General features: G+C 57.1%; 4 protein-coding genes, 4 tRNA genes and 6 rRNA genes. 1 reads left to right on the top strand and 13 read right to left on the bottom strand.

Annotation, left to right across the window (positions count from 1 at the left end):
* Positions 1-5 precede the first annotated feature (5 nt).
* Positions 6-932: an MBL fold metallo-hydrolase gene (locus JJB11_RS08825; RefSeq protein ID WP_201168589.1), complete on the top strand. Its 927-nt coding sequence runs from the start codon at positions 6-8 to the stop codon at positions 930-932.
* A gap of 150 nt (positions 933-1,082) precedes the next feature.
* On the opposite strand, the gene rrf (JJB11_RS08820) is transcribed toward JJB11_RS08825, so the two are convergent.
* The 13 genes from rrf (JJB11_RS08820) to JJB11_RS08760 all read right to left on the bottom strand — a co-directional run bounded on the left by rrf (JJB11_RS08820) (position 1,083) and on the right by JJB11_RS08760 (position 15,178).
* Positions 1,083-1,195 (bottom strand): 5S ribosomal RNA (gene rrf / locus JJB11_RS08820).
* A 140-nt stretch (positions 1,196-1,335) separates the two neighbouring features.
* Positions 1,336-4,212 (bottom strand): 23S ribosomal RNA (locus JJB11_RS08815).
* A gap of 330 nt (positions 4,213-4,542) precedes the next feature.
* Positions 4,543-4,618: transfer RNA gene (locus JJB11_RS08810), tRNA-Ala, on the bottom strand.
* 21 nt (positions 4,619-4,639) lie between these two features.
* Positions 4,640-4,716 (bottom strand) — tRNA-Ile (locus JJB11_RS08805).
* Between the two features lie 109 nt (positions 4,717-4,825).
* Positions 4,826-6,356, bottom strand: a 16S ribosomal RNA gene (locus JJB11_RS08800).
* Between the two features lie 403 nt (positions 6,357-6,759).
* Positions 6,760-6,872: ribosomal RNA gene (rrf, locus tag JJB11_RS08795) — 5S ribosomal RNA — on the bottom strand.
* Positions 6,873-7,012: 140 nt separating this feature from the next.
* Positions 7,013-9,889 (bottom strand): 23S ribosomal RNA (locus tag JJB11_RS08790).
* Positions 9,890-10,219: 330 nt separating this feature from the next.
* Positions 10,220-10,295, bottom strand: a tRNA-Ala gene (locus JJB11_RS08785).
* A gap of 21 nt (positions 10,296-10,316) precedes the next feature.
* Positions 10,317-10,393: transfer RNA gene (locus JJB11_RS08780), tRNA-Ile, on the bottom strand.
* A 109-nt stretch (positions 10,394-10,502) separates the two neighbouring features.
* Positions 10,503-12,033, bottom strand: a 16S ribosomal RNA gene (locus tag JJB11_RS08775).
* The 16S, 23S and 5S rRNA genes sit together here with 4 tRNA genes alongside, the layout of an rRNA operon.
* A gap of 95 nt (positions 12,034-12,128) precedes the next feature.
* Positions 12,129-12,320, bottom strand: a complete 192-nt coding sequence (locus JJB11_RS08770) for a hypothetical protein (RefSeq protein WP_201168586.1) — start codon at positions 12,318-12,320, stop codon at positions 12,129-12,131.
* A gap of 141 nt (positions 12,321-12,461) precedes the next feature.
* Positions 12,462-14,729 carry a xanthine dehydrogenase family protein molybdopterin-binding subunit gene (locus tag JJB11_RS08765; RefSeq protein WP_201168583.1) on the bottom strand — a complete coding sequence of 756 codons (2,268 nt, stop codon included), beginning with the start codon at positions 14,727-14,729 and terminating at the stop codon, positions 12,462-12,464.
* Positions 14,726-15,178, bottom strand: coding sequence for a 2Fe-2S iron-sulfur cluster-binding protein (locus tag JJB11_RS08760; RefSeq protein ID WP_201168580.1), 453 nt, complete (start codon positions 15,176-15,178; stop codon positions 14,726-14,728). The genes JJB11_RS08765 and JJB11_RS08760 overlap by 4 nt, the downstream gene beginning before the upstream one ends.
* Positions 15,179-15,212: the final 34 nt, after the last annotated feature.

Here is a 15,212-nt window from a genome sequence, read left to right as displayed (position 1 = left end):
TGCCCATGAGTGGCGCTGATGTCCGGCTTCCGGCTGGGGTAGTGGTCCTGGAGCGTGGTTGGCTCTCGTCCAACAACGTGCTCTTGCTCGGGCCCGAGCGTGCGGACATGGTGGATAGCGGGTACGGCAGCCACTCCGACCAGACTCTCGCGCTGGTCGAGCACGCCTGCGCGGGCCGCACGCTGGCGACGCTCGTCAACACCCACCTGCACAGCGACCACTGCGGCGGAAATGCGGCTTTGCAGGCTCGGTACCGGGATCTGCTCACCCTGATCCCACCCGGACTGGCGGAAGCAGTGCGTGCGTGGGACGAAGTCGCTCTTACCTATCGCCCCACCGGACAGAGCTGTCCACGATTTGGTTTCCAGGGCCTTGTGCAGCCGGGCAGCAGCATCGAGCTGGGCGATAAGCGTTGGGAGGTGCACGCTGCACCTGGCCACGATCCCCACTCGATCTTGTTGCTGGAGCCGGAGTCTCGCACCTTGATCTCGGCTGACGCGCTTTGGGAGAACGGATTCGGAGTCGTCTTTCCGGAGCTCGAAGGTGCGGCCGCGTTCGATGAGGTCGCCGCGACTTTGGATCTGATCGAGCAGCTCACGCCCTCGGTGGTGATCCCAGGCCACGGCCGCGTGTTCACCGACGCGAGGTCCGCGCTGGCGACCGCGCGCAGGCGCCTCGACGCCTACCGTTCAGACCCCAGTCGGCACGCGAGGCACGCGGCCAAGGTCTTGATCAAGTTCCGCTTGCTCGAGTGGCAGGCGGTTTCGTGGGAAGCGTTCATGCAATGGTCGGACGCAACGGTTTACCTGCGCATGGTGCAAGAACGCTTTTTCGAGGACATTCCCGCGCGGCGGTGGATCGAGGAGCTGGTGGACGAGCTTGTCCGCAGCGGAGCGGCGCGACTGGAGGACGGGGTCTTGTACAACGCGTAGCCGACCGGCCAGCCTCGCAAGCGGGCTGCGTTTCCAGCGCCCCGGACGGACACTGCAATTCATTGGAGCCGGTGGCGCGGGCTGAATCGCCGTTGCGACGCGCCAAAACAAAAGGCCCGGCATTTCTGCCGGGCCTTCGCCGCTATAACAGCCTGACGATGTCCTACTTTCACACGGGAACCCGCACTATCATCGGCGCAGAGGCGTTTCACTGTCCTGTTCGGGATGGGAAGGAGTGGGACCACCTCGCTATGGTCATCAGGCATAACTTTTTGCCATCTTGCTTTGTGGGCAAGACAGCCAATTCATAGAGTCTTATCAGCTTGAGCAGCGCTTTACAGCTGCTGGGATCTTGATTGCGTTCAACCCTGGCATAACACTTGATCGGACCGATCAAAGTTATAGGGTCAAGCCGCACGAGCAATTAGTACTGGTTAGCTTAACGCATTACTGCGCTTCCACACCCAGCCTATCAACGTCCTGGTCTAGAACGACTCTTCAGGGGGCTCGAGGCCCCGGCAGATCTCATCTTGAAACGAGTTTCCCGCTTAGATGCTTTCAGCGGTTATCTCTTCCGCACTTAGCTACCCTGCAATGCCACTGGCGTGACAACAGGTACACCAGAGGTGCGTCCACTCCGGTCCTCTCGTACTAGGAGCAGGCTTCCTCAAATCTGCAGCGCCCACGGAAGATAGGGACCAAACTGTCTCACGACGTTTTAAACCCAGCTCACGTACCTCTTTAAATGGCGAACAGCCATACCCTTGGGACCGGCTACAGCCCCAGGATGAGATGAGCCGACATCGAGGTGCCAAACACCGCCGTCGATATGAACTCTTGGGCGGTATCAGCCTGTTATCCCCAGAGTACCTTTTATCCGTTGAGCGATGGCCCTTCCATACAGAACCACCGGATCACTATGTCCTGCTTTCGCATCTGCTCGACTTGTCAGTCTCGCAGTTAAGCACGCTTATGCCATTGCACTATCGTCACGATGTCCGACCGTAACTAGCGTACCTTCGAACTCCTCCGTTACACTTTGGGAGGAGACCGCCCCAGTCAAACTGCCTACCATGCACTGTCCCCGGCCCGGATAACGGGCCTAGGTTAGAACCTCAAACGCACCAGGGTGGTATTTCAACGTTGGCTCCACCGAATCTAGCGACCCGGCTTCAAAGCCTCCCACCTATCCTACACAGATCCGTTCAAAGTCCAATACAAAGCTACAGTAAAGGTTCATGGGGTCTTTCCGTCTTTCCGCGGGGAGATTGCATCATCACAAACATTTCAACTTCGCTGAGTCTCGGGAGGAGACAGTGTGGCCATCGTTACGCCATTCGTGCAGGTCGGAACTTACCCGACAAGGAATTTCGCTACCTTAGGACCGTTATAGTTACGGCCGCCGTTTACTGGGACTTCGATCAAGAGCTTGCACCCCATCACTTAATCTTCCAGCACCGGGCAGGCGTCACACCCTATACGTCCACTTTCGTGTTTGCAGAGTGCTGTGTTTTTATTAAACAGTCGCAGCCACCGATTTTTTGCAACCTCATTGGGCTCCATCCGCAGGGACTTCACCTACTAAAGGCACACCTTCTTCCGAAGTTACGGTGTCAATTTGCCGAGTTCCTTCTCCCGAGTTCTCTCAAGCGCCTGAGAATACTCATCTCGCGCACCAGTGTCGGTTTGCGGTACGGTCGTTGCAAGCTGAAGCTTAGTGGCTTTTCCTGGAAGCAGGGTATCACTCACTTCGGCGGCAAGCCGCCTCGTTATCACCCCTCATCTAAGCCCGGCGGATTTACCTACCAGGCACGACTACAGGCTTGAACCGGGACATCCAACACCCGGCTGAGTTAACCTTCTCCGTCCCCACATCGCACTTGCAATCGGTACAGGAATATTGACCTGTTTCCCATCAGCTACGCATCTCTGCCTCGCCTTAGGGGCCGACTCACTCTACGCCGATGAACGTTGCGTAGAAAACCTTGCGCTTACGGCGAGCGGGCTTTTCACCCGCTTTAACGCTACTCATGTCAGCATTCGCACTTCTGATACCTCCAGCATCCCTCTCGAGACACCTTCACAGGCTTACAGAACGCTCTCCTACCACGCACATTGCTGTGCATCCGCAGCTTCGGTAACTGGCTTAGCCCCGTTACATCTTCCGCGCAGGACGACTCGATCAGTGAGCTATTACGCTTTCTTTAAATGATGGCTGCTTCTAAGCCAACATCCTGACTGTTTTAGCCTTCCCACTTCGTTTCCCACTTAGCCAATTTTAGGGACCTTAGCTGGCGGTCTGGGTTGTTTCCCTCTTGAGTCCGGACGTTAGCACCCGGTGCTCTGTCTCCCGCGCTGTACTCTTCGGTATTCGGAGTTTGCCTTGGTTTGGTAAGTCGCCATGACCCCCTAGCCAAAACAGTGCTCTACCCCCGAAGGTAATACGCGAGGCACTACCTAAATAGTTTTCGGAGAGAACCAGCTATTTCCAAGTTTGTTTAGCCTTTCACCCCTATCCACAGCTCATCCGCTAGTTTTGCAACACTAGTCGGTTCGGACCTCCAGTACCTGTTACGGCACCTTCATCCTGGCCATGGATAGATCACTTGGTTTCGGGTCTACACCCAGCGACTGGACGCCCTGTTCGGACTCGGTTTCCCTGCGGCTACCCTATTCGGTTAACCTTGCCACTGAATGTAAGTCGCTGACCCATTATACAAAAGGTACGCCGTCACCCTTGCGGGCTCCGACTTTTTGTAAGCATGCGGTTTCAGGATCTATTTCACTCCCCTCCCGGGGTTCTTTTCGCCTTTCCCTCACGGTACTAGTTCACTATCGGTCGATTACGAGTATTTAGCCTTGGAGGATGGTCCCCCCATCTTCAGACAGGATTTCACGTGTCCCGCCCTACTTTTCGCTAGCTCAGTACCACACAGATCTTTTCGCGTACGGGGCTATCACCCTCTGTAGCCGACCTTTCCAAGTCGTTCCGCTAAGTTCTGCGCTATCACTAGCAGGCTGTTCCGATTTCGCTCGCCACTACTTTCGGAATCTCGGTTGATGTCTTTTCCTCGAGCTACTGAGATGTTTCAGTTCACCCGGTTCGCCTCGCATGACTATGTATTCATCATGCGATACCGCTTGCGCGGTGGGTTTCCCCATTCGGAAATCTCCGGATCAAAGCTTATTTGCCAGCTCCCCGAAGCTTATCGCAGGCTATCACGTCCTTCGTCGCCTGTAATCGCCAAGGCATCCACCACATGCTCTTAGTCACTTGACCCTATAACTTTGACTCCTCTCACGAGGATTCGCAGTCGATTCAAGTACTTCGCGAGGTCTTTCACCTCGCGCGTTATGCCGTCTTCATACTTTCGATTTGACTCGAAATTGAAGTCTGGTTGACGCAATCAAAATGTCGCTAGCGGCACGGTCTGCCATGAAAGCAGTTTCCGCTAACGACGCTGATTCAACTCTATGAATTGTTAAAGAACAGCCGATTGACTTGCAGCAGATGCCGCAGTCAACAACAAAGCAGCCTGGCGTAGCGCCAAGCCGCTTTGGTGTTGATTTCATTGGAAGACCCGCATTGTAGCGCGAGCACAAACAACATTGGTGGAGGATGACGGGATCGAACCGACGACCCCCTGCTTGCAAAGCAGGTGCTCTCCCAGCTGAGCTAATCCCCCAGGATCTTTGGACACTGGAGATGGTGGGTCTGGTTGGTCTCGAACCAACGACCCCCGCCTTATCAAGACGGTGCTCTAACCAACTGAGCTACAGACCCGGGGTCGGTCGCTCACTGCGAGCACATCTTTGCGAGCAATTCGCCGCTGGCGACATCTTCCAACAACCGATAAGTGTGGACGTTCAACTTGGACTGCTAGTATTTCCAGAAAGGAGGTGATCCAGCCGCACCTTCCGATACGGCTACCTTGTTACGACTTCACCCCAGTCACGAACCCTGCCGTGGTAATCGCCCTCCTTGCGGTTAGGCTAACTACTTCTGGCAGAACCCGCTCCCATGGTGTGACGGGCGGTGTGTACAAGACCCGGGAACGTATTCACCGCGACATGCTGATCCGCGATTACTAGCGATTCCGACTTCACGCAGTCGAGTTGCAGACTACGATCCGGACTACGACTGGTTTTATGGGATTAGCTCCCCCTCGCGGGTTGGCAACCCTCTGTACCAGCCATTGTATGACGTGTGTAGCCCTACCCATAAGGGCCATGAGGACTTGACGTCATCCCCACCTTCCTCCGGTTTGTCACCGGCAGTCTCATTAGAGTGCCCTTTCGTAGCAACTAATGACAAGGGTTGCGCTCGTTGCGGGACTTAACCCAACATCTCACGACACGAGCTGACGACAGCCATGCAGCACCTGTGTTCTGGCTCCCTTTCGGGCACTTGCACATCTCTGCACAATTCCAGACATGTCAAGGGTAGGTAAGGTTTTTCGCGTTGCATCGAATTAAACCACATCATCCACCGCTTGTGCGGGTCCCCGTCAATTCCTTTGAGTTTCAACCTTGCGGCCGTACTCCCCAGGCGGTCAACTTCACGCGTTAGCTTCGTTACTGAGTCAGTGAAGACCCAACAACCAGTTGACATCGTTTAGGGCGTGGACTACCAGGGTATCTAATCCTGTTTGCTCCCCACGCTTTCGTGCATGAGCGTCAGTGCAGGCCCAGGGGATTGCCTTCGCCATCGGTGTTCCTCCGCATATCTACGCATTTCACTGCTACACGCGGAATTCCATCCCCCTCTGCCGCACTCCAGCGATGCAGTCACAAATGCAGTTCCCAGGTTAAGCCCGGGGATTTCACACCTGTCTTACATCACCGCCTGCGCACGCTTTACGCCCAGTAATTCCGATTAACGCTCGCACCCTACGTATTACCGCGGCTGCTGGCACGTAGTTAGCCGGTGCTTATTCTGACGGTACCGTCATGAGCCTTCTGTATTAGAAAAGGCCTTTTCGTTCCGTCCAAAAGCAGTTTACAACCCGAGGGCCTTCATCCTGCACGCGGAATGGCTGGATCAGGCTTGCGCCCATTGTCCAAAATTCCCCACTGCTGCCTCCCGTAGGAGTCTGGGCCGTGTCTCAGTCCCAGTGTGGCTGGTCGTCCTCTCAGACCAGCTACAGATCGTCGGCTTGGTGAGCCTTTACCCCACCAACTACCTAATCTGCCATCGGCCGCTCCAATCGCGCGAGGTCTTGCGATCCCCCGCTTTCAACCAGAGTTCGTATGCGGTATTAGCGTAGCTTTCGCTACGTTATCCCCCACGACTGGGCACGTTCCGATGTATTACTCACCCGTTCGCCACTCGCCACCAGGGTTGCCCCCGTGCTGCCGTTCGACTTGCATGTGTAAAGCATTCCGCCAGCGTTCAATCTGAGCCAGGATCAAACTCTACAGTTCGATCTTGTATAACTCACTCAAAAGGAATCGAAGTGAACTTCACTTCTCTTCTCATATGAGCGTTTGATTTGTTCCGAAGAACTTGGCAGTCGCCATCAAACGCCCACGCTTATCGGCTGTATGTTGTTAACGATCACTGCAAGATCTTCCGGCTCTCGCCTTCTTCTCTTGCTAACCTCGCTGCGATCAGCGAAGCCTTCGATTATGACAGATTTCGGAGAGACCTGTCAACCTTCGTGGTTTTCACTCGCTTTGCTTGCCACGGCAATCTGCCGCAGCTCGCATGTCTGTGAAGACTCACATTGTAGCACGCTTCTGGCGTTCTCATCATTGCTCGCCGGTACAGGACCTGAGAGCACTGATGAGAACGCCCCGTCCGTGGACGGGGCGCCTCGCTATAACAGCCTGACGATGTCCTACTTTCACACGGGAACCCGCACTATCATCGGCGCAGAGGCGTTTCACTGTCCTGTTCGGGATGGGAAGGAGTGGGACCACCTCGCTATGGTCATCAGGCATAACTTTTTGCCATCTTGCTTTGTGGGCAAGACAGCCAATTCATAGAGTCTTATCAGCTTGAGCAGCGCTTTACAGCTGCTGGGATCTTGATTGCGTTCAACCCTGGCATAACACTTGATCGGACCGATCAAAGTTATAGGGTCAAGCCGCACGAGCAATTAGTACTGGTTAGCTTAACGCATTACTGCGCTTCCACACCCAGCCTATCAACGTCCTGGTCTAGAACGACTCTTCAGGGGGCTCGAGGCCCCGGCAGATCTCATCTTGAAACGAGTTTCCCGCTTAGATGCTTTCAGCGGTTATCTCTTCCGCACTTAGCTACCCTGCAATGCCACTGGCGTGACAACAGGTACACCAGAGGTGCGTCCACTCCGGTCCTCTCGTACTAGGAGCAGGCTTCCTCAAATCTGCAGCGCCCACGGAAGATAGGGACCAAACTGTCTCACGACGTTTTAAACCCAGCTCACGTACCTCTTTAAATGGCGAACAGCCATACCCTTGGGACCGGCTACAGCCCCAGGATGAGATGAGCCGACATCGAGGTGCCAAACACCGCCGTCGATATGAACTCTTGGGCGGTATCAGCCTGTTATCCCCAGAGTACCTTTTATCCGTTGAGCGATGGCCCTTCCATACAGAACCACCGGATCACTATGTCCTGCTTTCGCATCTGCTCGACTTGTCAGTCTCGCAGTTAAGCACGCTTATGCCATTGCACTATCGTCACGATGTCCGACCGTAACTAGCGTACCTTCGAACTCCTCCGTTACACTTTGGGAGGAGACCGCCCCAGTCAAACTGCCTACCATGCACTGTCCCCGGCCCGGATAACGGGCCTAGGTTAGAACCTCAAACGCACCAGGGTGGTATTTCAACGTTGGCTCCACCGAATCTAGCGACCCGGCTTCAAAGCCTCCCACCTATCCTACACAGATCCGTTCAAAGTCCAATACAAAGCTACAGTAAAGGTTCATGGGGTCTTTCCGTCTTTCCGCGGGGAGATTGCATCATCACAAACATTTCAACTTCGCTGAGTCTCGGGAGGAGACAGTGTGGCCATCGTTACGCCATTCGTGCAGGTCGGAACTTACCCGACAAGGAATTTCGCTACCTTAGGACCGTTATAGTTACGGCCGCCGTTTACTGGGACTTCGATCAAGAGCTTGCACCCCATCACTTAATCTTCCAGCACCGGGCAGGCGTCACACCCTATACGTCCACTTTCGTGTTTGCAGAGTGCTGTGTTTTTATTAAACAGTCGCAGCCACCGATTTTTTGCAACCTCATTGGGCTCCATCCGCAGGGACTTCACCTACTAAAGGCACACCTTCTTCCGAAGTTACGGTGTCAATTTGCCGAGTTCCTTCTCCCGAGTTCTCTCAAGCGCCTGAGAATACTCATCTCGCGCACCAGTGTCGGTTTGCGGTACGGTCGTTGCAAGCTGAAGCTTAGTGGCTTTTCCTGGAAGCAGGGTATCACTCACTTCGGCGGCAAGCCGCCTCGTTATCACCCCTCATCTAAGCCCGGCGGATTTACCTACCAGGCACGACTACAGGCTTGAACCGGGACATCCAACACCCGGCTGAGTTAACCTTCTCCGTCCCCACATCGCACTTGCAATCGGTACAGGAATATTGACCTGTTTCCCATCAGCTACGCATCTCTGCCTCGCCTTAGGGGCCGACTCACTCTACGCCGATGAACGTTGCGTAGAAAACCTTGCGCTTACGGCGAGCGGGCTTTTCACCCGCTTTAACGCTACTCATGTCAGCATTCGCACTTCTGATACCTCCAGCATCCCTCTCGAGACACCTTCACAGGCTTACAGAACGCTCTCCTACCACGCACATTGCTGTGCATCCGCAGCTTCGGTAACTGGCTTAGCCCCGTTACATCTTCCGCGCAGGACGACTCGATCAGTGAGCTATTACGCTTTCTTTAAATGATGGCTGCTTCTAAGCCAACATCCTGACTGTTTTAGCCTTCCCACTTCGTTTCCCACTTAGCCAATTTTAGGGACCTTAGCTGGCGGTCTGGGTTGTTTCCCTCTTGAGTCCGGACGTTAGCACCCGGTGCTCTGTCTCCCGCGCTGTACTCTTCGGTATTCGGAGTTTGCCTTGGTTTGGTAAGTCGCCATGACCCCCTAGCCAAAACAGTGCTCTACCCCCGAAGGTAATACGCGAGGCACTACCTAAATAGTTTTCGGAGAGAACCAGCTATTTCCAAGTTTGTTTAGCCTTTCACCCCTATCCACAGCTCATCCGCTAGTTTTGCAACACTAGTCGGTTCGGACCTCCAGTACCTGTTACGGCACCTTCATCCTGGCCATGGATAGATCACTTGGTTTCGGGTCTACACCCAGCGACTGGACGCCCTGTTCGGACTCGGTTTCCCTGCGGCTACCCTATTCGGTTAACCTTGCCACTGAATGTAAGTCGCTGACCCATTATACAAAAGGTACGCCGTCACCCTTGCGGGCTCCGACTTTTTGTAAGCATGCGGTTTCAGGATCTATTTCACTCCCCTCCCGGGGTTCTTTTCGCCTTTCCCTCACGGTACTAGTTCACTATCGGTCGATTACGAGTATTTAGCCTTGGAGGATGGTCCCCCCATCTTCAGACAGGATTTCACGTGTCCCGCCCTACTTTTCGCTAGCTCAGTACCACACAGATCTTTTCGCGTACGGGGCTATCACCCTCTGTAGCCGACCTTTCCAAGTCGTTCCGCTAAGTTCTGCGCTATCACTAGCAGGCTGTTCCGATTTCGCTCGCCACTACTTTCGGAATCTCGGTTGATGTCTTTTCCTCGAGCTACTGAGATGTTTCAGTTCACCCGGTTCGCCTCGCATGACTATGTATTCATCATGCGATACCGCTTGCGCGGTGGGTTTCCCCATTCGGAAATCTCCGGATCAAAGCTTATTTGCCAGCTCCCCGAAGCTTATCGCAGGCTATCACGTCCTTCGTCGCCTGTAATCGCCAAGGCATCCACCACATGCTCTTAGTCACTTGACCCTATAACTTTGACTCCTCTCACGAGGATTCGCAGTCGATTCAAGTACTTCGCGAGGTCTTTCACCTCGCGCGTTATGCCGTCTTCATACTTTCGATTTGACTCGAAATTGAAGTCTGGTTGACGCAATCAAAATGTCGCTAGCGGCACGGTCTGCCATGAAAGCAGTTTCCGCTAACGACGCTGATTCAACTCTATGAATTGTTAAAGAACAGCCGATTGACTTGCAGCAGATGCCGCAGTCAACAACAAAGCAGCCTGGCGTAGCGCCAAGCCGCTTTGGTGTTGATTTCATTGGAAGACCCGCATTGTAGCGCGAGCACAAACAACATTGGTGGAGGATGACGGGATCGAACCGACGACCCCCTGCTTGCAAAGCAGGTGCTCTCCCAGCTGAGCTAATCCCCCAGGATCTTTGGACACTGGAGATGGTGGGTCTGGTTGGTCTCGAACCAACGACCCCCGCCTTATCAAGACGGTGCTCTAACCAACTGAGCTACAGACCCGGGGTCGGTCGCTCACTGCGAGCACATCTTTGCGAGCAATTCGCCGCTGGCGACATCTTCCAACAACCGATAAGTGTGGACGTTCAACTTGGACTGCTAGTATTTCCAGAAAGGAGGTGATCCAGCCGCACCTTCCGATACGGCTACCTTGTTACGACTTCACCCCAGTCACGAACCCTGCCGTGGTAATCGCCCTCCTTGCGGTTAGGCTAACTACTTCTGGCAGAACCCGCTCCCATGGTGTGACGGGCGGTGTGTACAAGACCCGGGAACGTATTCACCGCGACATGCTGATCCGCGATTACTAGCGATTCCGACTTCACGCAGTCGAGTTGCAGACTACGATCCGGACTACGACTGGTTTTATGGGATTAGCTCCCCCTCGCGGGTTGGCAACCCTCTGTACCAGCCATTGTATGACGTGTGTAGCCCTACCCATAAGGGCCATGAGGACTTGACGTCATCCCCACCTTCCTCCGGTTTGTCACCGGCAGTCTCATTAGAGTGCCCTTTCGTAGCAACTAATGACAAGGGTTGCGCTCGTTGCGGGACTTAACCCAACATCTCACGACACGAGCTGACGACAGCCATGCAGCACCTGTGTTCTGGCTCCCTTTCGGGCACTTGCACATCTCTGCACAATTCCAGACATGTCAAGGGTAGGTAAGGTTTTTCGCGTTGCATCGAATTAAACCACATCATCCACCGCTTGTGCGGGTCCCCGTCAATTCCTTTGAGTTTCAACCTTGCGGCCGTACTCCCCAGGCGGTCAACTTCACGCGTTAGCTTCGTTACTGAGTCAGTGAAGACCCAACAACCAGTTGACATCGTTTAGGGCGTGGACTACCAGGGTATCTAATCCTGTTTGCTCCCCACGCTTTCGTGCATGAGCGTCAGTGCAGGCCCAGGGGATTGCCTTCGCCATCGGTGTTCCTCCGCATATCTACGCATTTCACTGCTACACGCGGAATTCCATCCCCCTCTGCCGCACTCCAGCGATGCAGTCACAAATGCAGTTCCCAGGTTAAGCCCGGGGATTTCACACCTGTCTTACATCACCGCCTGCGCACGCTTTACGCCCAGTAATTCCGATTAACGCTCGCACCCTACGTATTACCGCGGCTGCTGGCACGTAGTTAGCCGGTGCTTATTCTGACGGTACCGTCATGAGCCTTCTGTATTAGAAAAGGCCTTTTCGTTCCGTCCAAAAGCAGTTTACAACCCGAGGGCCTTCATCCTGCACGCGGAATGGCTGGATCAGGCTTGCGCCCATTGTCCAAAATTCCCCACTGCTGCCTCCCGTAGGAGTCTGGGCCGTGTCTCAGTCCCAGTGTGGCTGGTCGTCCTCTCAGACCAGCTACAGATCGTCGGCTTGGTGAGCCTTTACCCCACCAACTACCTAATCTGCCATCGGCCGCTCCAATCGCGCGAGGTCTTGCGATCCCCCGCTTTCAACCAGAGTTCGTATGCGGTATTAGCGTAGCTTTCGCTACGTTATCCCCCACGACTGGGCACGTTCCGATGTATTACTCACCCGTTCGCCACTCGCCACCAGGGTTGCCCCCGTGCTGCCGTTCGACTTGCATGTGTAAAGCATTCCGCCAGCGTTCAATCTGAGCCAGGATCAAACTCTACAGTTCGATCTTGTATAACTCACTCAAAAGGAATCGAAGTGAACTTCACTTCTCTTCTCATATGAGCGTTTGATTTGTTCCGAAGAACTTGGCAGTCGCCATCAAACGCCCACGCTTATCGGCTGTATGTTGTTAACGATCCCCGCAAGATCTTCCGGCTTGCGCCTTCTTCTCTTGCCAACCTCGCTGCGATCAGCGAAGCCTTCGATTATGACAGATTTTTTGAAGCCCTGTCCAGCTGTTTTTGCTGTTTCGTTGGCGATCTGCGCTTTCGTGCAGGTCGCCGTCGTCATCAGCGAAGCCCTAGATTCTATACCGACTTTTGATCGTCTGCCGAAGCTGCGGGCTCTTTTCTTCTCTGCTGCTGCGTCAGACGTTTTCGCGTCCCGTCGTCAGCGGAGCCCGCGACTATAGCACAGGGAAAACCCGCGTTCCTAGAGCGCGAACGGTAACGAACGGTGCCGCTGCTTCGTGAGCGCGAACAGCGCGTTCGCCACCGCGGGCGCGATGGGGGGAACCCCTGGCTCTCCCACGCCTGCCGGCGCCCGCTCCGACGCAACGATGTACGTCTCCACGGTCGGCGCAGCGGGCAGTGTGAGCATGGGGTAGTCCGGAAAGTTCCGCTGCTGCACGACGCCGTCCCGAATGTCGATGCGGCCATACAGGGCGGCTGTCAGGCCGAATATGACGGCCCCCTCCATCTGCTGCGCCACGATCTGCGGGTTGACGACCGTGCCGCAGTCGAGGGCGCACACAACACGGTGCACCCGTGGCAGCCCCCGGTCGATGGAGACCTCGGCCACCTGCGCGACAACGGATCCGAAAGACTCGTGCAGCGCCACCCCGAGCGCGCGCCCAGGCGCCGGAGGACGCGTGCCCCAGCCGGCGCGTTCGGCGGCCAGATCCAGCACCGCACGATGCCGCGGCGCGTCCTTGAGCAGCAAGCGCCGGAACTCCACGGGATCCCGCTGCAGCTGCTCGGCCAGTTCGTCGATGAACGACTCGGTGAAGAATGCGTTGTGCGAGTGGCCTACGGATCGCCAAAAGCCCACCGGCACCCCGCTGTGCGTGAACACGTGCTCCATGCGCTGGCGAGGGAAGCCATAGGGTTGGTCGAACAGGCCCTCTGAAGCGGTCTTGTCGGGCAGGTCGATCGGTCCGGAGAGCGATGGCAGCCCCCGTTCCATCCAGCGCGGCGAAATGGCGTCCCCGGCGGACTTGATCTCCAGCGCGACCGGCTCCCCCGTCGCGCTGACCTGGGCGCGCAGGCGCGCGACGTGCATGGGCCGGTAGAAATCGTGCCGCATGTCCTCTTCGCGCGGCCAGATCAACTGCACAGGGACGCCTGGCACATCCATTGCCACCCGCACGGCCTGGGCGACGTAGTCGACTTCGAGGCGACGTCCGAACCCGCCGCCCAGCAAGGTCACGTGCAGGTCCACATGATCTTCAGGCACACCCACGACGCGTGCGGCAGCGGCGCGGCACATCTGCGGAACCTGCGTCGGCGCCCAGACCTCGACGCGGCCGTCCGACACCCTCGCCGTCGCATTCATGGGCTCCAGCGTCGCGTGCGCCAGGTAAGGCGCGCTGTACCACGCTTCGATGGTCCGACTGCCCGCAGGTGCGGGCTGCTCCACGTTGCCACGCTCGTAGAACCGATAGCCGTCCCGACGCACGACAGCGTCGCGCAGAGATGCATCGATCTGCTGCGTGTCGACGGCGCTCGGGGCCCGAATCCAGTCCACGTCCACGGCCTGGGCGGCTTGTTGTGCACGCCAGAAGCTGTCCGCCACCACCGCCACTCCCGCCGTGGACCCGCCATAGGCCGGCAGCGTGACCACGCGCTGCACTCCGGGCATCGCGAGGGCGCGCTGCGCGTCGATGCGCCCCGGCTCCCCTCCGAGCATGGGAGCGAGTCTCAGCGCTGCAAAACGCATCCCCGGCACTCGCACGTCGAGACCGAAGCGAGCGGTTCCGTTCACCTTGCCCGGCAAGTCAAGCCGTGGGGCAGGCTGACCTATGACTCGCCATTGCGACCGGTCCTTGAGCACCACGCTGCCTGGCGGCGTGGCCGAGGCACTGCGCGCAAGCTCGCCATAGGTCAGCGACAGCCCGGAGGGATGCGAGACGACGCCACCGGCCACGCGCAAGTCTTCGGCCGGAAGCTTCCACTGCAGCGACGCCGCCCCGACGAGGCACGCGCGCGCCGCCGCGGCGGCAAATCGGACGACGTCCCACGCGTCCGCCACACTCGACGACCCGCCCGTCGCGTTCAGCCCGAGTTCCCGCGCCAGCTTGCACACGAGCCAGCGCCCGGCCTTGACGCGCCCGAAGCCGTCTTCGCGCTCCGCCTCCAGCGGATGGAACGGGAGATTGCCCTCGAGCATCGCGACGTTGCCATAGATCGCGTCCCACCCGGCCTGCTCGATCTGTACTCTGGACAGGGGAACATCCAGTTCCTCCGCAGCCAGTTGCGGCAGCGCGGTGTGCACTCCCTGGCCCATCTCGCTGCGCGGCATCGCCAGCACCACGCGGCTGTCCGGAAGGATCTTGATCCAGCCGTTGAGCGCGATGTCGCCCTCGCCGGCGGCCATCATCGATGCGAGCCCCAAGCGCGAGCGCTGCGGCATGGCCACCCATCCAACCAGCAACGCGCCCGCGCCGGCAGTGGTGCCCAGCAACCATGCGCGCCGCTTCATGCCTTCGTCCGCGCAGCGCGCTTGATCGCCAGGCGCACCCGCTGGTAGGTGCCGCAGCGGCAGATGTTCGTCATGGCCTCGTCGATGTCCGCGTCGGACGGCTTCGGCTTTCTTTCCAGCAGCGCCGCCGCGGCCATGAGCATGCCGCTCTGGCAGTAGCCGCATTGCGGCACCTGCTCGGCGATCCAGGCTGTCTGCAGCGGATGCGGCCGGGTGGCGGTGCCGAGGCCTTCGATGGTCTGGATGGCCTTGCCGCCCACGCCGCCCACCGGCGTCACGCACGAGCGCACCGCCTTGCCGTCGATGCGGACCGTGCAGGCGCCGCAAGCGGCGATGCCGCAGCCGAACTTCGTCCCGGTCATCTGCAGCAGGTCGCGCAGCACCCACAGCAGGGGCATCGCGGCATCCGCCTCTACCTGCAGGCGCGCACCATTGATGTTCAACTCCACGGAACCCCTCCTTCCAGGGCAGCTCCCACTATAG

The organism is Ramlibacter ginsenosidimutans (assembly GCF_016654015.1).
GTDB lineage: Bacteria > Pseudomonadota > Gammaproteobacteria > Burkholderiales > Burkholderiaceae_C > Ramlibacter > Ramlibacter ginsenosidimutans.
This window is presented reverse-complemented; position numbering and strand designations above follow the sequence as displayed.

What these genes read in the sequence shown, in the direction of transcription:
- JJB11_RS08825 (WP_201168589.1), top strand. Translation starts at nt 6, where the DNA reads ATGAGTGGCGCTGATGTCCGGCTTCCGGCTGGGGTAGTGGTCCTGGAG.
- JJB11_RS08770 (WP_201168586.1), bottom strand. Translation starts at nt 12,320, where the DNA reads ATGACGACGGCGACCTGCACGAAAGCGCAGATCGCCAACGAAACAGCA.
- JJB11_RS08765 (WP_201168583.1), bottom strand. Translation starts at nt 14,729, where the DNA reads ATGAAGCGGCGCGCATGGTTGCTGGGCACCACTGCCGGCGCGGGCGCG.